The sequence below is a fragment of the Tumebacillus flagellatus genome (genome assembly GCF_000714935.1).
Classification (GTDB): Bacteria; Bacillota; Bacilli; order Tumebacillales; family Tumebacillaceae; genus Tumebacillus; species Tumebacillus flagellatus.
The window spans coordinates 74,898-94,128 of the sequence record NZ_JMIR01000031.1; the positions used below are offsets into that span (position 1 = coordinate 74,898).

15 protein-coding genes and 1 tRNA gene are annotated in these 19,231 nt (G+C 57.0%); 3 read left to right on the plus strand and 13 right to left on the minus strand.

Annotated elements, in window-relative coordinates:
• Positions 1-81 precede the first annotated feature (81 nt).
• From EL26_RS17700 to EL26_RS17710, 3 genes are all read right to left on the minus strand, one after another.
• Positions 82-1,284, minus strand: coding sequence for a bifunctional 3,4-dihydroxy-2-butanone-4-phosphate synthase/GTP cyclohydrolase II (locus EL26_RS17700; RefSeq protein ID WP_038091934.1), 1,203 nt, complete (start codon positions 1,282-1,284; stop codon positions 82-84).
• A gap of 19 nt (positions 1,285-1,303) precedes the next feature.
• A complete protein-coding gene (gene pcrA, locus EL26_RS17705; RefSeq protein WP_038091937.1) occupies positions 1,304-3,544 on the minus strand; it encodes a DNA helicase PcrA in 2,241 nt (746 codons plus the stop codon).
• A gap of 141 nt (positions 3,545-3,685) precedes the next feature.
• A complete protein-coding gene (locus tag EL26_RS17710) occupies positions 3,686-4,750 on the minus strand; it encodes an AAA family ATPase (protein ID WP_038091939.1) in 1,065 nt (354 codons plus the stop codon).
• Between the two features lie 138 nt (positions 4,751-4,888).
• Between EL26_RS17710 and rseP the strand changes: the two genes are divergently transcribed.
• Positions 4,889-5,926 carry an RIP metalloprotease RseP gene (rseP, locus tag EL26_RS17715; protein WP_038091941.1) on the plus strand — a complete coding sequence of 346 codons (1,038 nt, stop codon included), beginning with the start codon at positions 4,889-4,891 and terminating at the stop codon, positions 5,924-5,926.
• Positions 5,927-6,059: 133 nt separating this feature from the next.
• Positions 6,060-6,136 (plus strand) — tRNA-Pro (locus EL26_RS17720).
• Positions 6,137-6,321: 185 nt separating this feature from the next.
• Here EL26_RS17720 and EL26_RS17725 read toward each other — a convergent pair.
• From EL26_RS17725 to EL26_RS17750, 6 genes are all read right to left on the minus strand, one after another.
• The gene (locus EL26_RS17725; protein ID WP_152559312.1) at positions 6,322-6,783 is read right to left on the minus strand and encodes a hypothetical protein; all 462 of its coding nucleotides are present in this window, start codon (positions 6,781-6,783) and stop codon (positions 6,322-6,324) included.
• Positions 6,784-6,802: 19 nt separating this feature from the next.
• Complete coding sequence (locus EL26_RS17730; RefSeq protein ID WP_038091944.1) at positions 6,803-8,953, minus strand: MMPL family transporter; 2,151 nt, start codon at positions 8,951-8,953, stop codon at positions 6,803-6,805.
• Between the two features lie 83 nt (positions 8,954-9,036).
• Positions 9,037-10,416 (minus strand): sensor histidine kinase, encoded by a 1,380-nt coding sequence (locus EL26_RS17735; RefSeq protein WP_038091947.1) that lies wholly within the window; start codon positions 10,414-10,416, stop codon positions 9,037-9,039.
• On the minus strand, positions 10,413-11,090 hold the full coding sequence (locus EL26_RS17740; protein WP_038091949.1) for a response regulator transcription factor: 678 nt from the start codon (positions 11,088-11,090) through the stop codon (positions 10,413-10,415). Before EL26_RS17740 ends, EL26_RS17735 begins: the two co-directional genes overlap by 4 nt.
• Positions 11,091-11,157: 67 nt before the next feature.
• Positions 11,158-11,862 (minus strand): geranylgeranylglyceryl/heptaprenylglyceryl phosphate synthase, encoded by a 705-nt coding sequence (locus tag EL26_RS17745; protein ID WP_038092138.1) that lies wholly within the window; start codon positions 11,860-11,862, stop codon positions 11,158-11,160.
• A 96-nt stretch (positions 11,863-11,958) separates the two neighbouring features.
• Entirely contained in the window at positions 11,959-12,249 is a 291-nt protein-coding gene (locus EL26_RS17750; RefSeq protein WP_038091951.1) for a YerC/YecD family TrpR-related protein, read from the minus strand.
• A gap of 188 nt (positions 12,250-12,437) precedes the next feature.
• On the opposite strand from EL26_RS17750, the gene EL26_RS17755 reads away from it, so the two are divergent.
• Positions 12,438-13,490 carry a DUF6687 family protein gene (locus EL26_RS17755; protein ID WP_038091953.1) on the plus strand — a complete coding sequence of 351 codons (1,053 nt, stop codon included), beginning with the start codon at positions 12,438-12,440 and terminating at the stop codon, positions 13,488-13,490.
• Positions 13,491-13,657: 167 nt separating this feature from the next.
• Here EL26_RS17755 and EL26_RS17760 read toward each other — a convergent pair whose 3' ends face one another.
• The 4 genes from EL26_RS17760 to EL26_RS17775 form a co-directional block, all read right to left on the minus strand.
• Positions 13,658-15,823 carry a DEAD/DEAH box helicase gene (locus EL26_RS17760; protein WP_052036535.1) on the minus strand — a complete coding sequence of 722 codons (2,166 nt, stop codon included), beginning with the start codon at positions 15,821-15,823 and terminating at the stop codon, positions 13,658-13,660.
• A gap of 91 nt (positions 15,824-15,914) precedes the next feature.
• Complete coding sequence (locus EL26_RS17765) at positions 15,915-16,781, minus strand: hypothetical protein (protein WP_038091955.1); 867 nt, start codon at positions 16,779-16,781, stop codon at positions 15,915-15,917.
• Complete coding sequence (locus tag EL26_RS17770) at positions 16,772-17,857, minus strand: AAA family ATPase (protein ID WP_038091958.1); 1,086 nt, start codon at positions 17,855-17,857, stop codon at positions 16,772-16,774. Before EL26_RS17770 ends, EL26_RS17765 begins: the two co-directional genes overlap by 10 nt.
• A gap of 23 nt (positions 17,858-17,880) precedes the next feature.
• Positions 17,881-19,218, minus strand: coding sequence for an ATP-binding protein (locus tag EL26_RS17775; RefSeq protein WP_038091961.1), 1,338 nt, complete (start codon positions 19,216-19,218; stop codon positions 17,881-17,883).
• Positions 19,219-19,231: the final 13 nt, after the last annotated feature.

Sequence of the window (19,231 nt, forward strand, 5' to 3'; positions counted from 1 at the left end):
TTGCACGTTCGACTCACCTCATATGTACGCGAAAAAAGGACATGCTGCGGCATGCCTTTTCCCGGGTAATAGTTTGACAATTTAGATGTTCAGCATATGCCCCAACTTGGCTTTCTTGGTCTTGAGATAGCCTTCGTTGTTCGGGTTGTGCTCCATCTGGATCGGCACGCGCTCGACCACTTCGAGACCGTGGCCTTCAATGCCCGCGATTTTGCGCGGGTTGTTGGTCAACAGACGAATCTTGCGGACGCCGAGGTCTTGGAGAATTTGCGCCCCGATGCCGTACTCGCGCAAGTCTGCCGCAAATCCAAGCTGTTCGTTGGCTTCGACGGTGTCATAGCCTTTGTCTTGCAGTTGGTAGGCTTTCAGTTTGTTGATCAAACCGATGCCGCGGCCTTCTTGGCGCATGTAAAGCAAGATGCCTTGGCCCGCTTCGTTGATTTGACGCAGAGCCGCTTCCTTCTGCGGTCCGCAATCGCAGCGGCAGGAACCGAACACATCGCCCGTCAAGCACTCCGAGTGCACGCGAACGAGCACCGGTTGCTCCGGGTTGATTTCGCCCTTGACCATCGCGACGTGTTCTTTGTCGTCGATTTTGTTGGTGTACGCGACCATGCGGAACTCGCCGAACTCGGTCGGCATGCGCACGTCGACGGCACGGTGGATCAAGGTTTCGTGGTTTTTGCGGTAGGCGATCAAGTCGGCGATCGTGATCATCTTCAGATCGTGTTTCGCCGCGATCCCTTCCAAGTCCGGAACGCGCGCCATCGTGCCGTCCGCGTTCAGCACTTCGCAGATCACGCCAGCCGGATAGGAACCGGACAGAATCGCGAGGTCGACCGCCGCTTCCGTGTGCCCGGCGCGGCGCAGCACGCCGCCTTCCTTGGCGATCAACGGGAAGAGGTGTCCCGGTTTGCGAAACGAAGTGCCCGTCGCGGTTTCGTCGATCAGGCGTTGCACCGTCACCGAGCGTTCGTACGCGGAAATCCCGGTGGTGGTGCCTTCCTTGGCATCGACAGACACGGTGAACGCCGTGCCGTGCGAATCGGTGTTCACGTCGACCATCGCGGTCAACTCCAGTTGTTGCGCGCGTTTCTCCGTGATCGGCACGCAGACCAACCCGCGTCCTTCCGTGATCATGAAGTTGATCACGTCAGGCGTCGCGTGTTCGGCGAGCGCGATGAAGTCGCCCTCGTTCTCGCGGTCTTCGTCATCGACCACGATGACCACTTTGCCTTGGCGCAGGTCTTCCAACGCTTCTTCGATGGTGTTGAAATTCGCCATCTCTGTCCGCCTCCTCTTGTTAGGCTTTCGTAATCGGCGCAAACATTGCAAGCAATTTCTTGACGCCTTGGCCTGGGAAGTTGATGTGCAGTTCTAAATCGTTGCCGCTCTTCTCCGTCTCGACGATCGTGCCGATGCCCCACTTGCGATGCTCGACTTTCTCGCCGATCTCCCACGTCAAACTCATGTCGGCTCCGAAGTTCGCCGGAATCCGCGTGCCGAGGTTCGTCGTCGGCTTCTCGCGGTTCGGGACGACCGGCTGGCGGCGAATCCCCACTTCCTCCAGCAAGTGCGGGGGAATTTCCTTCAAGAAGCGCGACGGCGGGTTCATCTTCATCTGGCCGTATTGCATCCGCGACGTCGCGCAGGAGAGAAACAGTTTCTCTTCCGCTCGCGTGATCCCGACGTACATCAAGCGGCGTTCCTCTTCGACTTCGGTCGGGTCTTCGATCATCGCCCGCGCGCTCGGGAACACGCCCTCTTCCAAGCCGACGAGGAAGACGACCGGAAACTCCAGACCTTTCGCCGCGTGCAGGGTCATCAGCGTGATCGACTCCCGCTGCCCGGCTTCCGCTCCGTCCTCCAAGTTGTTTTGCGACTGCTCGCTGTCGGCGAGCAGCGCCACTTCGCCCAAGAACTCGACCAGACGGTCTTCTTCCGTGAGCTCATGCTTTTGGTCAAACTCTGCCGTCACGGAGAGGAATTCGTCCAAGTTCTCCAAGCGGGCGTCGGCTTCCAGAGTTTTCTCCATCTCCAGCTCTTGGCGGTAGAGGGTCTTGTCCAGCACGTCGTTGGTGATCTCCGTCAGTTCGCGGTACTTGACTTGCTCCGCGAACATCGCGATCAGCGCGACGAACTCGCGAATCGCCGCGGCGCCCTTGCCTTTGATTCCGATCTGGTCGATTTCCTTGCACGCGTCAAACGCCGAGATACCCTGAAGACGCGCATACGCCAAGATCTTGTCCACCGACGTGTTCCCGACGCCGCGCTTCGGCACGTTGATCACGCGCTCCCACGAGATGTCGTCGCTCTGGTTGGCGATCAAGCGCAGATAGGCGAGGATGTCCTTGATCTCCTTGCGCTCGTAGAACTTCAGACCGCCGAAGATCTGATACGGCACATGCTCGTCCGATTTGATGATCGCTTCCTCGATTACGCGGGACTGCGCGTTCGTGCGGTAGAGCACGGCGATGTCCGAATACTTGCCGCCCTGCTTGACGTGCTGGATCGCTTGTCCGATCACGAACTGCGCTTCCGTGTGCTCGTCGTACGCTTTGTACAGGCGAATCGGCTCGCCCTCGTCCTTCGTCGACCAGAGGTTTTTCTCCTTGCGCTCGACGTTGTTGCGGATGACTTCGTTCGCCGCCTGCAAGACGCGTCCGACGGAGCGGTAGTTTTGCTCCAACTTGATGACGGTGGCGTCCGGGTAGTCTTTTTCAAAATTCAAGATGTTCGAGATGTCCGCCCCGCGCCAGGCGTAAATCGACTGGTCGGAGTCGCCGACGACGCAGATGTTGCGCAGTTTCTTCGCCAAGAGCTGCACCAGTTTGTACTGCGCCCGGTTGGTGTCTTGGTACTCGTCGACATGCAAATAGTGCAGACGGTTCTGATAGTGTGCCAACACGTCCTCGTGGTGCTCAAACAGGTAGACGGTCTTCATGATCAAATCGTCAAAGTCAAACGAGTTGTTCGCTTTCAACTTGCGCTGGTACGCCGCATAAACGTCCACCGCCGTCTTGCCAAAAACGTCACCGTCGCGCACCGTTTTCGAGAACGCCTCGGGGGTCATCAGTTCGTTTTTGGCATTGGAGATCGTCGCGAGCAAACCGCGCGGATCGAACTTCTTGGGGTCGAGGTTGAGTTCCTTGAGCACTTGCTTGACCGCCGTGAGCTGGTCGGAAGCGTCGAGGATCGTAAACGAATTCGTATAGCCCAGCTTCACCGCATCGCGGCGCAACACGCGCACGCACATGGAGTGAAACGTGGAAATCCAGACGTCGTGCGCCGTCGGGCCGATCAGCCCTTCGACGCGCTCGCGCATCTCCGCCGCCGCTTTGTTCGTAAACGTGATGGCGAGGATGTGCCACGGGGCGATGCGGCGCTCGGAAATCATATAGGCGATGCGCCGGGTCAACACGCTGGTTTTGCCGGTGCCGGCACCCGCGATGATCAAGAGCGGCCCGCTCGCATGCTTGACCGCTTCTTGCTGTTGCGGATTCAATCCGTTCAGAATCGAGTCCGCGTTCTGTATGGAAAACATGTTTTCAACACCTCATGTCCATTCTCGGTTCGCTCCCCTTAGTATATAGCAAACATCCGTTCTCTGACAAAGAATCTGCATCACAAAAAACGAAAAAGAACCCGAACGTGAAACTTTCGAGTTCTTCATTCGTAAACCGTACTATTTCCCTCTGGAGTCTGCCAAACGGACCAAGACGAGATCGGCGGCATAGCGCCCGACAACCTCGTAAAATTTGCGCATGTAGCTCAAGTCGCAGGTGTCTTTCTCAAAGGGAAGCGTCATATGAAATTGGATCAGCGCCATCACTTCACGCGCGAAATCATGCGAATACCCGAAGCGGGTGAGGATGCGAAACGCCATCTGCGCGCCGATGTTTTCATGTTGATAGAAGTGTCCCGCCAGATCGGTGTTCACATACTCCTTGGGAATTTTGCGGCCGGAGACGACGTAGAACTCCCCGGAATCGCGCCCTTCGCGGATATCGGCTCCGTTTTCGATGATCACGAAGTCCTTTTTCCGCCAACGCTCATAGTCTTGAGTAAGAAAGCCGGTGAACTGCTTGATGCCGGGATACGCTTTGCCGATGTCGTGCAACAGCATCGTCCAGACGAATTTCAGCGACGACCCGGCGACGACTTCGGTGGCTTTGAGGATGTGTTCATACACGGTGAACCGATGGTGCGGATTGTGCTGGTCGATCGCAATGGCGGCGGCGAGTTCCGGCAGCCATCGCTGCAAGCGGCCGTCCGCTTCTAACGTACGGATCATCCGCACGGGGTCGGCGATTAGTTTTTTCTCCTGCTCGTGAAAAAAATCCCGTGCCTCCGTCAGCACCGGTTCGTCGGTTTGCACGTCGAGGCGGTCGAGATCCTCAGCATAGGTGGGAACCTGGAGGTGACGTTGGTATTTGAGCAACGCGCGGCGGTCTGCGGAGGAATCAGCTTCTGCTTGTTCCAACGTGACGTTGTGATAGATGACTTCCGTTTTGCACCCGAATCGGCGGGCGGCGTCGAGGAAGAGTTTGCGCTGTTTGGGCAAGCGGTTCGGACCGTCGATGACGACGGAGCGTCCCGCTTTCAGAGCGTCCGTGACGTCGCGGGGCACTTTTTCCACTTTGTCCTCTTCATAGCGGACGAGGAGAGCGTCCGATTCGGCGGCATAAGTGTGAGCGGATCGGGACTTGGAGATTGTTGGGAATCCGACGTAAATCGTCAACACGGGCATAGGGGACGTCCCTCCTTCGTTCTTCAGGTTTAGGATGCTCCATTTTTTATGCTATAATAGAGAATATCGGGTTTTTACGTGTCATAAGTATGATCGGATGCTTCTGCCTACATATTAGATACGGGAGTGATGCATTGAATGAATATCGTGATGGCCCTACTTGCACTTGGGTTCCTCATCTTCATCCACGAGCTGGGACACTTCTGGGCTGCACGTGCAGTCGGCGTTCGCGTCGAGGAGTTCGCCATCGGGTTCGGCCCGGCGATCATCAAGCACAAGCGCAAGGGAATCGCCTACCGCTTGAACTGGATTCCGCTTGGCGGCTACGTGAAGATGCTTGGAGAAGACAATCCCGAAGCGGCAGATGCACCTGACAGTTTCAATAACCGCCCGATCGCGGCGCGCATTCTCGTCATCGTGGCGGGCGTGATCATGAACTTGATCGGCGCGTTCTTGATCCTTCTGTTGATGTACAACCTCTACGGACATCCGACGGCGCAAGTTTCCAACGTGATCGAACAAGTCACCGCCTCGTCCCCGGCTTCTGAAGCGGGCATCAAAGCGGGCGACGTGATTTTGAACGTGGACGGTCAGAAATTCAGCACGTTTGAGAACTTCTCCGACACGGTCAAAGCTCACGAAGGCCAGCCGATGAAGTTGGACATCCAGCGCGGCGATCAGACGCTTCCGATCACCGTCACTCCGCGCAAAGTCAACGACAACGTCATGATCGGCGTGCAACCGCGCCAATCGACGCAGTGGGTCAAGCAGGGCGGATTCGGTCAATCGGTTTCCGATGCGTTCACCGACACCGGTGAGATCACGGGCAAGGTATTCACCGGATTCAAAATGCTCGTCACCGGCGGCGTCTCGCTCAAGGAGATCGGCGGTCCGGTTGAGATCGTGCGCATCACCGGCGAAGCATCGCAAAGCGGCGTGCCGGACTTCCTCTATATTGTAGCGTTCCTCAGCTGCAACCTCGCTGTGCTGAACATCATGCCGTTCCCGGCGCTGGACGGCGGGCGACTGGTGTTCTTGATCATCGAGTGGCTCCGTCGCGGCAAACGCATTCCTCTGGAGCGCGAGGCAAGCATCAACTTCATCGGGATTTTGTTCCTGTTGACGTTGATGGTCGTGGTCACGTTCAAGGACGTATTCAAGATTTTCAACCAATAAAAGCGTATCACAAAATCCCTTCCGCGCGAGGGGATTTTTTTCTTGCAAATTTTTTGCGAGAACTGCTTGACCCTGGGATATTCAACGTGTTATATTATCTCTTGTCGGCGACGCCGATCAGGTTCTAACATGTCGGAATGTAGCGCAGCTTGGTAGCGCGCACGCTTCGGGAGCGTGAGGTCCAGGGTTCGAATCCCTGCATTCCGACCACATAAGTAAACCACTGATCCTTGATCAGTGGTTTTTTGTTGTGTTCGGAGATTCCAAAGTAAACACTGCTAATGATCAGACCTTATCGCGCCTGCATTTGCTCGGGGGTTGGAAGTCAATTTGCCGGCATAGAAAAAACTCCCTGACGAACACGCTGTTCGTCAGGGAGTCTTGTTCTTGCCATCTTACAAAACGCGGAACGAGACCACCAAGAGCACCGAGACGCCCAAGATCAGGAACACGCTGAGGGCGGCGCTGTAACGGGCGAGCAGTTTGGGGAACGCGCCGGGCGCTTGGTTTTTGTCTTCGCGAAGTTTCTTGGAAGCGCGGTTGCTGAACCAAGTCATCAGCACGATGAACAGGAGGATCGTCATGCCGCCCGTTTGTTCCATGAAGGACACGTAGAACGGTTTGTTTCCCGTCGTGAGTCCCAGTGTTTGGACCAAGCCGACTCCAGACGCCAGCACGACCAGCGCCGCGCCGTTCAACACCCATTTCACCAAGGAGGCGGTGAGCAGGAACAGCGGTTTGCTGTTCCACTCCCCCAAGTTTTTGCGCATCGCAAGCAACAGAATCGCCAACAACAACATCGACCCCAGCCACACCGTAAAGCCTGCCAAGTGCAAAAAGTACAGAATTCCCATCATGATCTTCATCTCTCCTCTCTTATCTTCTCGTGCGTCCCGGCCACCAGTTCCAACGGCCCAGCCACAACATGATCGACGGCATCAACAAGCCGCGCACCAAGAACGTGTCGAGCAACACTCCGATGCCGACCATGAAACCGAACAGCACGAGGTCCAACATCGGTTGCGAAAGCAGCACCGAGAACGTCGCCGCGAGGATCAGCCCCGCCGACGAAATCGTTTTGCCCGTCACGGAGACGGCGCGCTGTATAGCGGTCGGCAAGTCATGATGTTGCGCTTCTTCCCGAACGCGGGAGAGCAGCAAGATGTTGTAATCGACGCCCAGCGCCACCAAGAACACAAACGAATACAAAGGCAATCGGTACGAGATCGACTCGTAACCGAGCAGATCATGGAACACAAACCACGTGAGTCCGAGCGACGCCGAATACGTGAGCAGGATCGTTGCGATCATGTAGATCGGCGCGATCAGAGAGCGCGATTGGAAGATGAGCAGCACGGCGGTGAACAGCACCACGAGCAGAATCACCAGCTTCGTGTCGCGGTCGTTGACACTGCGCGTATCCACTTGCGTGGCCGTCTGACCTGCTACGTGCAGCGTTACATGTTGCGGGTCAAAGCCGCTCTTTTGCAAGAGCCCCTGCGCGCCTTGACGGATCTCCTCGACCGTTTGCATCGCTTCCGGACTGTACGGGTCGTGCGCGAGCACGACTTGCAGTTGCAACGCGTGACCGTCGGAAGTTTTCGCGTTTTGACCAGCGGACACCGATTGAACGCCTGCGAGGTCCTTCAGTTGCTCTTGCAGCGATTGCCATTCTGACCCCGCATTCAGCTCCTGATCGCTTTCCAAAACCACCGTCGCCGGAGCGAGCGTCCCCGGCGGGAAGTGCGCTTGCAGCGTTTCAAATCCCACGCGGGAGGACGTATCCGCCGGGAACGACTTCAAGAGATTGTATGACGTTTGGAGATTCCCGATGAACAGCGAAACACCCACCAAGAGCGCCGTGATCCCCAAGCCGAGTACGCGGGGTTTCTTGACGACCAGACGTCCCATGCGCTCCCACAGTCCTTTTTTCGCAGGAAGCGCTTCGCCGACGCGCGGAATGAACGGCCAGAACGCCCGGCGGCCCAACAAAGCAAACAGCGCCGGAACCAGCGTCAAGCCGCCAAGCAGCACCACGACCAACGCGACGCCGAACGGAGCGGCAAAGTGTTGGTACGGTTTGAACAGCGCGACACCCAACAAAAGCACCGAAACGGCGATGATGCTCGCGGAGAAGAAGATCGGCTCACCGACTTGACGCATCGCCGCGCCCATCGCTTCATACTGCGATTCGGTCGTGCGCAGTTCTTCTCGATACCGGGAGAAAACGAACAGGCTGTAGTCGGTCACCACCGCGAACAGCAGGATCACCATGATCGACAGCGCTTGGCTTTCGACGACGAACCATCCATTTTTCGCAGCCAATCCGATCACTCGGTCGGCCACTTCGTACATAAACACTGCGATGATCAGCGGAACAACCGCCAACAGCGGAGAGCGGTAGAGCACGAACAGCAAGACCAGAATCAGGCCAACCGAAGCGAGCATCAACACGAAGTCGGCATTTTGAAACACGCCGATTGCATCGGACTCGATCCCGGCGGGGCCGGTGATCCAGACGTGAAGCGTGCCGAGCACTTTCGTTTGCACCAGTTCGTTGAGGTTTTTCACAGCGTCATGAACCCCGTGTGAATCCAATCCTTTTTGCATCGTGACCGGAAGCATCAACGTCGTGCCGTCCTCCGAGAGGAAGGTCCCCCACGCTTTTTCAGGCATCGTTTTTAAGGGCACCGTGCTTTCGACCCCTTGCACGTTTCCGTCCGAGAGCCAGGAAGCAACATCTGCGATCGTGCTTTTTTGCTTGTCATTGAGCGCATGGTCGTCGTGGAAGACGAGCAGCGCGGTTGACCCGCCGTCTGCGGGGAAATGTTTGTCAACGACGAGACGAGCGACTTCCGACGGCATGTCCGCCGGCAAATCCGAAACGTTGGACGTGAGAGCAAACGTCTTGGAGGACGGAGCCGCAACCGACAGGACCAGCGCGATCACCACCCAAATCCCGGCGATGATCTTCGCCCCGCGCTTGCCGCTCGCCATCCTCGTGACGGCATGAAGTATGTTAAACATGTTCAACCCCCTGTTCTGTAGGTCAATCTCCTGTGACACTTCGAATTCTAGGAGTCCTACATGAACAAAAGATGAACTTCACATTACAATCGGGGCAACCGGACTTCCACCGTCGTCCCCTCGCCCAACTTGCTATTCACCGATACCGCTCCTCCGTGCAAGCGCACGATCTTGTCGACGATCGCAAGCCCCAGCCCGCTTCCGGCGCGGGTGCGGTTGCGGGACTTGTCGCCTTTGTAAAATCTCTCGAACACGCGCGGCAACTCGCTTTCGGAGATGCCGATGCCGCTGTCTTGCACCCGCACCCAGACGTCGGAGCCTTCGTTGATCAACGCCACGCGAATTCTCCCGCCCGCGTCCGTGAACTTGACCGCGTTGGTCAGCAAGTTGATCCACACGAGCTGCAACAGATGGCGGTCGCCCTGCACCGTCACGTCCGGAAGCTGAAGGTCCACCTGCAAGCCCTTCTCCTGCCATTGCCACTCCAACACCAGCAACGCCTCGCGAATCTGCTCGTCCAAGCGGTAGAGGGTCTTCTCCACCTGCGCGGCTTCCTTATCCAGCGACGCGAGCGTCAGCAATTGCTTGGAGAGCGACGACAGCCGCTCGCTTTCCGCTTCGATGATGCCCAAGTAGAGATCGCGCTCCTCCGCTGCCATGTCGGCGGTGCGCAACGCTTGTGAAAATCCCTTGATCGACGTGAGCGGCGATTGGATTTCATGCGACACGTTCGAGACGAACTCTTGCCGCATGCTCTCCAACTGCTTCAACTCGCCCGCCATCTGAGAAAACTGCCGCGCCAACTCGCCGATCTCATCTCGGCGCGACGACTCCAAGCGCACGTCGTACTCGCCCTCGGAGATCTTCTGCGTGGCGGCGGTCAAGCGCTTCACCGGCTTCACGACAAAGTGCGCAAACACCACCAGAAAAACCAAACTGAGCACAAACGTCCCCGCCAGCAAAAACGCAAGCAACACGCGCACTTCGCCCAACATCCGCTCAATATCCGGCCGCAAAAACAACGCGACCGTCTTCCCCTGCGCCTGCAAGGGCACGCCCACGCTGTTTTTCAACGTGTTTTCAAAAAAGCCGGTGACAAACAGCCCGTGCCGGTTCTCAAGGATTCCGTGGTACTTCTGTCCGTGCAACACCCGCGTGACAACTCCGGCGTCCAACTCCCGGTCCTTGAATTCCGAACCGTAAAACACACGGTGTCCCGTCTCGTCGATCACCGCCAATTGGTAGTTGAGATGCGCCGCCGTCTGGAGATAGCCGTCCAAGTCCAGCCCCGGATTGGCTTCGTACTCCGCCGCCAAACTTTCGACGACGCCCATCAGTTTTTCTTCGTTGTACGACTTGAGGAAACTTTGGTAGTACACGTTGGAAAGCAAAAACGACAGCACGCTGCTGACGATCAACGCCAGCACCATCAACACGACCGTGCGCACATACAACGTCTTCATCCGCCGTTGACCTCCAGCTTGTAGCCAAGCCCGCGCACCGTCACAATCGAGAATCCGCGCACGTCCGCCAGCCGCTCGCGCAGGCGCTTGATGTGCACATCCACCGTGCGCGGGTCGCCTTCGTACTCGACGCCCCAGATGCGCTGAATCATTTGATCCCGCGTCAAGATGCGCCCGGCGTTCGACGCAAGCATCGCGAGCAGCTCAAACTCTTTGCGCGGCAGAGCCAGCGGGGTGCCCTCCACGGTCACTTCGTAGTTGGTGAGGTGAATCTCCGTCTCCGCAAACCGCAACACATCCTCGGTGCGCAACTGGTAGCGCCTGAGCAGCGCTTTGATGCGAAACAGCAATTCCCGCGGCTCAAACGGCTTGACGAGGTAATCGTCCGTCCCCGACTCAAACCCGACTTCCTTGTCTTCCACTTCCCCCTTCGCCGTCAAGAGAATCACGGGGATGTCGTACATCGCCCGAATTTCCCGGCACAACTCCAAGCCGTCCTTGCCCGGCATCATGATGTCGACGACGGCGAGGTGGACTTTTTCCCGCTCCATGATCTCCGACGCTTCCACGCCGTCGGACGCTTCCAACACGGCATACCCTTCCTTGTTCAGAAAAAACCGCACCAACGCGCGGATATGCGGATCATCGTCCGCCATCAACACATGAATTCTCATCGTCCGCCGTAACCTCCCCTATAGAAAAAGACTCCCTTCAAAGCCGAACGCATCAGGGAGTCTCGCTTCATTTCACCGCTCGCACGCTTGCATCCAAAACCTCGCGCCAGTTCTCGCCGTACAGCGCGTTGCCGACGATGATCGTGTCGGCGAGCGCTCCCATCTCGGAAGCTTTGGCGAACGAATCGATTCCGCCGCCGTAAAAAACGTGCGAGTTCTGCACGACCCGCGCAATTTCCTTCACCGTCTCCGGGTCGCCGTACGTGCCGCTGTACTCGATGTAGATCACCGGCATCGAAAAAAGCGACTCGCCCGCCACCGCATACGCCGCCGCTTCCTCCCGCGTCAGGCAGGCATTCGCTTCGGTGAGATCGGCGACGGCGCAGTCGTCGTTGAGCACCAAGTACCCCTCGATCAGCACGTTCGACCAGTCGAGAAACGGGCGGTACTTCAGCAGCGCGCGCACATGCTCGCCGATCAGCCAGCGCGTGTCTCCGGCGTTCAACACGACGGGAATCGCGTACCCGTCGACGCCGCTGACGACCGCTTCCTCCGACGACACTTCCTGCCACACGGGCACGTGCGGAACGTCGCGGCGCAGACGGCCGAGCAGCGCTTGGACGTTGTCGTATGTAATCCGTTGCGTCCCGCCGAGCAACACGGCATCGGTGCCGGAATCGCCGAGCGCTTGCAGCAATCCCTCCGGCAGCGGACGGTCGGGGTCGAGCTTGACCACGTGCCGCCAGCGGCGCCACGGTTGCTCACTTGGCATGGTCACAAGGACATCCTCCCTCTGGGAACTGGTTCCTTCTAAACATAACAAAACCTCCGCTCAAATGAAAGCGAAGGTCTGTCTGTCGTTCATTCCTTATCGATTCAAGCGTTCAAGCGCCATCTTATACCCGTCGGTGCCGTAGTTCAAGCAACGCTTCACGCGGGAGATCGTCGCCGTGGACGCTCCGGTCTCCGCTTCGATTTGGTTGTACGTATGTCCCTTGCGCAACATGCGGGCGACCTCTAAGCGCTGGGCCAGAGACTGCACCTCGTTGACTGTGCACAGATCGTCAAAGAACAGATAGGCCTCTTCCAGCGACTTCAGTTGGAGGATCGCTTCGAAGAGCTGGTCTACCGTTTTATCTCGAAGCTTATCAAGCTGCACGTGTATCCCTCCGGATTCTGCTTCGTCCGTTTATCACGGTGACGAAGCAATACTTTAGCTCTGTAACGTCTATATTCGGCAAAAGATTCTCTAATTCCTTCAAGTACATGACGCCAATGGTTATTATAACAAAAGGAGTTCAAGGATGCGAACGAGAAATAAATTGGTAGAAAAAGGGGGATTGCTCAATGATTCCGCAATTTTATGTGTTGGGAAGTTCCGAACCGCGACCGGAGAGTGTGCGGACGATCTTCGCGGACGGATCGGCGGACCAAACGTATCGCGACGGCGTGGATTTGGAGTTGAGCCATTGGATTCCGAACCGGACGCCTTCCGAGTTCAAAGCGAACACGTCGACGGAGATTTGCATGAACTTCGTGGCGGGGAATTCGACGGAAGGCTGGGACTTGGCGATCAACAACCATCTCGATTGCGACGGCGTGCTTTCGATCTTCACGCTGGTGCACAGCGAGTTTGCGTTGAAACACCGCGAGACGATCGTGCAGATCGCCGAGATGGGCGACTTCATGGGCTGGGGCGATTCCAAAGCCCAAGCGGTCTATCAGGCACTGACGAAGTTCATGTTCGGGGCGAAAGCGGAGAATGTGGACATTCGCAAGATTTACGAGGCGTCGTTTGAGTTGATCATCCGGATGCTTGAAACCGACCTGAGCGACGATCTACAGGCGCAAGAGTTGCACGCGCTGGTGGAGCGCTCGCTGCAGTTGGTGGAATCCGGGCGGGTGAAGCGCCGCGTGTACGGCGAGCGTTTCGTTCATTATCACCTCCCTGCCGATGTCGCGGGCGGCGAACTACACCGCGCCCTGCACATTCCGGCGTTCAACGCGCTGTTGACCGACGCCGCGCTGCTTCTGCCGCAAGTCCGGCACAAGTTGGACCCGGAGAAAGTCCACTTGGTTTCCGTGGAGGGTACCATCGGCACGTACTACGACCTCTGGTATCCCGGCTACATGTGGGCGGAAACACCGCACGCTTGGCGGGCTCCCGGATTTGAATTCAGCGGCAGCACGAACGGACACTACTACGGACATCCCCCGCTGGAGGAGATCGTCGCGCAGTTGCAGGAGTTGGAGACGGCGGACGGAACGTGGACGCTCGCCAGGGAACTGTCGCCGTTCGCCTCGATCAAGGGCCGCGACTTCCCTGTCGTGCTCTCGTTCTTGACGGAGAGCGCGCTGATGCCCGACCTCGTCGCGTCGATGCTCGCCAACGCTTTCTAGGAAAAAACGCCCTGCCCCGCAGGATGCGTAGGAGGCGCACGAAACCTCCCTCCTTTGCCGTTCCGACGTCCCCGCCGCTGATACGGTGACAAACGAAAATGGGCATTGACAAAAGAAGCCTCCTTCCTTTTCTGGAAAGAGGCTTTTTTCATACAGAGCGATTGGCTCTAGTTGCGCAGAATCTTCCACTTCTGCACGGAGATCCACTCGCGCAGGCCGTCGAAGTCGCGGAGTATCTCGTCTTCGATCCAGTGTTGGAAGTTCTTCGGGAGGTAGGCGGCAAACTTGGTCGGCGGGCTTTTTTCCGGCTCGGCGGCGCGGCCCATCAGCAAGTACTTCTCCGCGTTCCCCCGTTGCAGGGTGTCGACGAGGAAGTTCAGGGCGCGCTTGGCGAGACCTTTTTCGATTTCGCCGCCTTCAAGCGCGAGGGAGAACGGGCTTTGTTTGACGGTCAGGCGGGAATCCTGTTCGCGCAACCAGCCGCGCAGGAGCGTCGCCATCGCGTTCTGGCGGCGCGTGCCCGCAAAGTCGTAAAACGTCAGCGTCCGCTGACCCTCTTGGATGATGCGGGCTTCCGTAGTCCAGCCGAGCGTGTGCGCGATGCTCCGCACGTCTTGTAAGCGATGCCATGCACGAGGACTCAGATAGTCGAGGTCGTCGTCTGCGGTGTACACGGCGTACATCCGGTCGGCGATTTGCGGATGGATGAAGCGGGAACCGGAGAGCCAGATCGGTTTTTTCCCGTCAAAAGCGGGTTCGACGTAGACGATGCCCCTCCGCTCATCCAACGAGGTGATCGACCAGGTGAGACCGCCGAGCAGCAACGACTCGCCGACCATCACCAGCGGGTTCGCTTCGATCGTGCCGACTTGGCGGACGCCGTGCAGGACGCGGTAGAGCGCGGGCGATTGGAACACCGCGTAGAAATCCCGCGAACGCACCAGCTTCTCGCCCTCCGTGCCGGGGATGCACTTGCCTTCCACGATTTCAAGCCAGTCTTCTTCGAGCATCCATTGCAGAAGTTCGCGCGCGCGCCGGCTTGGCAAGTGCGAGAACGTCGGGTTCTCCCCCACTTCGCCGAGCAAGTCCTCCCAGAACACGCCTCGCCGTTCCGTGCAGATCGAGAGCACTTGGTGGAACAGCAGGTCGTAGGTCATGCGGCGGGGTTCGGCGGGTTCGATCCATTTATCAAAAAGCAGTTCGGTGATCGCCACCGCTTGCACGAGGTCCTCGTCCTCCGTCGCGTACATCATCAGGTAGGAGTCCGTTCCTTCGCGACGGCCGGAGCGGCCGAGGCGCTGCTTGAGCGACGAGACGGAATGCGTGGCGTCGACTTGGACGACGAGGTCGAGCGAGCCGATGTCGATGCCGAGTTCCAGCGTGTTCGTCGCGACGACGGAGAGCGGTTGGCGGGAGGTCTTCATCTGCTCCTCGACCCATTCGCGCTCCGACTTGTCGAGCGAGGAGTGGTGGGCGTGGTATTTCTGCACGTACGCGGGGCCGCCGAGCGTACGGCCGGTCTCGTTGAGGCGGTGCGTGAGTTCTTCGACTTGGCCGCGCGAGTTGCAGAAGAGGATCGATTTCTTATCCTTGGTCAAATCATAGAGGTCGGAGATCAGCGCCGGCGAAAACGTGCCGCCAAGCTTTGGAAAAAACTCCACCTGCAAGAAGATCTGCCGCTTGCCGTCGCCGGGGTTGATCACCGCCACGTCCTCCGGCGCGTCCGGATGGAGAAACGCCTGCGCCGTCTCCGTCGCGCCGATGGTGGCGGACAGTCCGATCATGACGGGGGGGCGCTTCATGTAGCGGCGCATGCGGGCGAGCAGCGATTGCACTTGCAGACCGCGGTCGCCGTCGAGGAAGGCGTGGAGTTCGTCGATGATGATGTATTCGACTTCACACAGCAGGTCGGAGATGCGGTCGGTTTGGTTGACGAGCAGCGCTTCCAGGGATTCGGGCGTGATTTGGAGGATGCCGCTCGGGTTGGCGAGCCAGGTCATTTTTTTCGAACGGGAGACGTCGGAGTGCCACTTGAGCAGCGGGATGTGCAGGCGCTCCGTCAAGCGTTCGATGCGCTCGAATTGATCGTTGATGAGGGCGCGCAGAGGCGAGAGGTAGAGGACTTTGCAGCCGTTCACACCCTCGCGCTCCAACAGGCTTAACACAGGCAGAAAAGCCGCTTCCGTTTTCCCCGAGGCGGTTCCCGCCATGAGCAGGCAATGCTTCTTGGCAAGAATCGCCGGGATGGACTGTTCTTGGATCGCGGTGAACCCGCGCCATTCCATGTCCCAGACGATTTTCTGCAAGGTGGGACTTAACAGTTGAAAGGTCATGGGGAGACCTCCTGGGATTTGAATGGGCTTATGAACAAAAAGAAAGAGACTCTTGGTGACGGGTGGTTGAGAGTCTCTTTCGTTTCATTCACTACTCAATCGCTTGAATGAGTTGGCAAAAAGCTTGAAACTCCGGGATGTGCCGGAGCGGCAGTTGAGGGTCATGTTGGACCACATGGTTGATCACTGTTGAAACAACGTCTTTGGGGCTTTGAAATCCGAGTTCGATGAACCAGTCTTTCAAGCCAGTCAGCAAGTCTTTGCCGGAGCACATGTGAAGCACCCATTGGATGTTGTTACAGTTTGCTTCGGAAAACAGCTCGACATACTTCTCAAAGTCGGCTCGAATTTGTTGTTCGTTGAGGACGGATTGCACCTGATTGAGAAAGGGGTTCGTCATGTCCAAGACCCATTGGACGTTCGATTCTGCTGTAAGTGCCTCTGCCGGAGGCAGCCGCCATTCTTTTTTCATAGGGCGGGAATTGATTTCTTTGTTGTACGGGGGCAGGACTTTTTTGGCTGTGCCGATCGTCCAGCGGGCCGCTTGGTAGAAGCGGAGAGTTTGGGCAGACTCAGTGAGTTTGTTGGTGACTTCCTCGACGGAAATCGTTCGGCGCGCCACGAGGCTCGCAACCTCAGACAGCACCGCCGGTTCTGCCACATAGTTCTCAATCTCATGGCGACTCCAACGCCAGCCAAGGTGTGTTACGACACCATCGAGATTCGCTTCGAGGAGTTCGGGGGCGTCTCCGATTTCCGTGAGACCGAAATCAAAATCGCGGTCTCGTAGATAAAAAATGGTGCCGCCAAGCCTCCCGCGCTCCTCCAACACCTTCGATTGCAAACCGTACTTCGGGCCTTTCGGGGTGACGGTGATTTCAAGGTCTGCTTCCTGCAACACCGCAGAAATCAGATTGGAATCAAACTCGCCCTCCACAAAAAGTTGGGTTACAGGCACAGTTTGCCACCTGCCAATCGGATCTTGCTTGCTTCAGGAATGATGTCGGCTAAGTAAGACGAGTGGCTGGTGATGATAAACTGGCAATCCGGGCCGATCTTGCGCAGAGAGTGGTAGAGAGTTTGTTGTTCGGGCGCGTGGAGATGGAGTTCGAGTTCGTCGATGAGTACGATGGAACGCGAGATGTGTTGACGCACGAAGTTGTAGAGAATCATGAAGACGGCTTGTTCCCCGGAGGACATTTCGCTGATGTCGTATTGTGTGTTGTCACGTTCGATTAAAAAGTAGAAGTCTGTCGGTTTGGGTGCTCTTTTGGTGGGCATAGCTTCTAAGCCTGCAAAGGAGGCACCTTTGAAAACTCGCTGAAAGCCTTTTTCCAAAGTGTTGATAAAATCGCTTTCCGAAGGCTTAGAAGAATACTGACGTTGCATCCACCAGCCGATAAGATTCTCTCGCAAACCAGCAACTCCAGCCTCCCAACCAATCTGCTGAGTTTGTTCATCAAGCTCCACAAAGCCGTCCGCACCAAAACTCCGATATTGGTCAAACCAAAAAACATCGCCGGTACGATCTAAATATTGCATTCGAATGTTTTTTTTGAGATTTGTAATTTCTGAGAGAAAGTATCGGCCTAATAATTGCTCCTCGTTACCGTTATCAGCATTGCCCACGTGATCAACACCATCTGAATAGATCACTTTTATTATACGGTCGTTTTCTGGTGGCAGAAAACTGCCAGGCGACTTCTGTTCCTTCTCCCATTGAGCGAAAATATCATGCGTCGCCTCAATCTCATCTTCAATCAATTCAATCTCTATCTCAATTTTAGTCGGACCGTGGGTCTCGATTCGATTTGGATCAAAACCATGCCAGTAAAATGGTCTATTAGAATCTCGCTGACCAGTCGCCATCGAAACCACATACGCAATCGCCTGCAACACCGTCGTCTTCCCCGACCCGTTATCACCGAAGATCGTGGTGATCGGGCGGACAAGCCCCGTTTTCTCATCCACGAAACTGAGGTCCAACTCCTTGATTCGCTTGAAGTTGCGAATCGAAATAGAGCGAATCTTCATGTTCTCACCTCCACCCCTTCATTCTATTCCAAAACCCGCCCCGTAAACCGGCGGGTCTCCGCCTGTGCGAGTTCCAAGCGCTCTTGGAAGATCGTGCTCCGGTCCATCTCCGGGTTTTGATGCAACAAGTTCAAGATCCCGATAAACTCGCGGATCAGTTCACGGGGCGTGATGAACTGCACGCCGCCGGGGCGGGCGAGCGCTTTCTGCACGATTTCGAGGATGTTGTCGTCGGTGACCAGACGCGTGATGTCCTCGACTTGGTAGAGCGCCGCGTAGACGTCGCGGATTTTTTGCAACAGGACATACAGTTCCTCCGCCGACAGCGGAGCCAACTTGATCACCGGCTGCCGCAGGTCGCGGTACTGCTCCGTCTCGTACTGGTTGGTCTGCAACCGCGACTTCAACGCTTTATACGAAAACAACCCGCGCCGCTCGTCTTCCAAGAAATCGGTCGTCCCCATGAACATCGCCATAAGATGCGGCGCGCGTCCTTGCGTGCATTCGTTGTAGAACTCCAGCACCCGCTCGTAGTTTTTGCTGCGCGCTTGCGGGTGGTCGATTTTGTACAGGTTGATCGCTTCGTCAAACAACACCAGCAACCCGCGATACCCGATCGACGTGATGAACTTCGTCAGCACTTTGACGTAATCAAACCAGTTGTCGTCGTTGATGATCTCGCGCACGCCGATGTCCGCCCGCGCTTCCGTCTTCGTGCGGTATTCGCCGCGCAACCACTTGATCGCGTACTCCTGCACTTGCTCGTCGCCGCTCAGATAGCCTTGGTAGTACTTCCCAAGCACCGTCGCAAAGTCAAACCCGCCGGAGAGCTCTTGGATGTCGTGGATGACCTTCTGCACTTGTGCGGTGACCAGTCGGGTGAAGCGGGTGTCCGACGCGTCGGGCACGCCGTCAAACTCGTGCTCGATCGCGACTTTTTGCTGCAGGTCGGACAGCCAGCGCTCGATCAAAGAGCGCAGGGCGTTGCCGTTCGGCTTCGATTTGGTGGAGAGGTTTTGAATCAGGTCGGAGTACGTGGCGACCGCTTTGCCGTCGTGGGCGTAGAGACGGCGGTTGGCCGTCAAATCGGTGTACGCAACCACGAAATTCTCCCGGTACGCGATGTAGCGGGTCAACGTCGCCATGAAGCTCTTGCCCGTCCCGTAATCGCCGATCAAAAATTTCATGCACGACAGCCCGTCAGCCGTGGAATTCAAGTCCTCCACCAACTGCCGAATCTCCCGCACGCGGCCGACGACCACGTGCTCGATGCCTTCTTGCGGCACGACACCGCCGCCCATCGATTGAATGATGGCGTTGGCCGCCTTGCGTGTGAGTTTGCTGTTCACCGTCTGACTCATGCCGTTCCCTCCT

Excerpts from the sequence above, each read along its gene's own strand:
- EL26_RS17745 (WP_038092138.1), bottom strand. The coding sequence starts at position 11,862 with ATGCCAAGTGAGCAACCGTGGCGCCGCTGGCGGCACGTGGTCAAGCTC.
- EL26_RS17740 (WP_038091949.1), bottom strand. The coding sequence starts at position 11,090 with ATGAGAATTCATGTGTTGATGGCGGACGATGATCCGCATATCCGCGCG.
- EL26_RS17760 (WP_052036535.1), bottom strand. The coding sequence starts at position 15,823 with ATGACCTTTCAACTGTTAAGTCCCACCTTGCAGAAAATCGTCTGGGAC.
- EL26_RS17700 (WP_038091934.1), bottom strand. The coding sequence starts at position 1,284 with ATGGCGAATTTCAACACCATCGAAGAAGCGTTGGAAGACCTGCGCCAA.
- EL26_RS17770 (WP_038091958.1), bottom strand. The coding sequence starts at position 17,857 with ATGAAGATTCGCTCTATTTCGATTCGCAACTTCAAGCGAATCAAGGAG.
- EL26_RS17755 (WP_038091953.1), top strand. The coding sequence starts at position 12,438 with ATGATTCCGCAATTTTATGTGTTGGGAAGTTCCGAACCGCGACCGGAG.
- EL26_RS17775 (WP_038091961.1), bottom strand. The coding sequence starts at position 19,218 with ATGAGTCAGACGGTGAACAGCAAACTCACACGCAAGGCGGCCAACGCC.
- pcrA (WP_038091937.1), bottom strand. The coding sequence starts at position 3,544 with ATGTTTTCCATACAGAACGCGGACTCGATTCTGAACGGATTGAATCCG.
- EL26_RS17710 (WP_038091939.1), bottom strand. The coding sequence starts at position 4,750 with ATGCCCGTGTTGACGATTTACGTCGGATTCCCAACAATCTCCAAGTCC.
- EL26_RS17735 (WP_038091947.1), bottom strand. The coding sequence starts at position 10,416 with ATGAAGACGTTGTATGTGCGCACGGTCGTGTTGATGGTGCTGGCGTTG.
- rseP (WP_038091941.1), top strand. The coding sequence starts at position 4,889 with ATGAATATCGTGATGGCCCTACTTGCACTTGGGTTCCTCATCTTCATC.
- EL26_RS17730 (WP_038091944.1), bottom strand. The coding sequence starts at position 8,953 with ATGTTTAACATACTTCATGCCGTCACGAGGATGGCGAGCGGCAAGCGC.
- EL26_RS17725 (WP_152559312.1), bottom strand. The coding sequence starts at position 6,783 with ATGATGGGAATTCTGTACTTTTTGCACTTGGCAGGCTTTACGGTGTGG.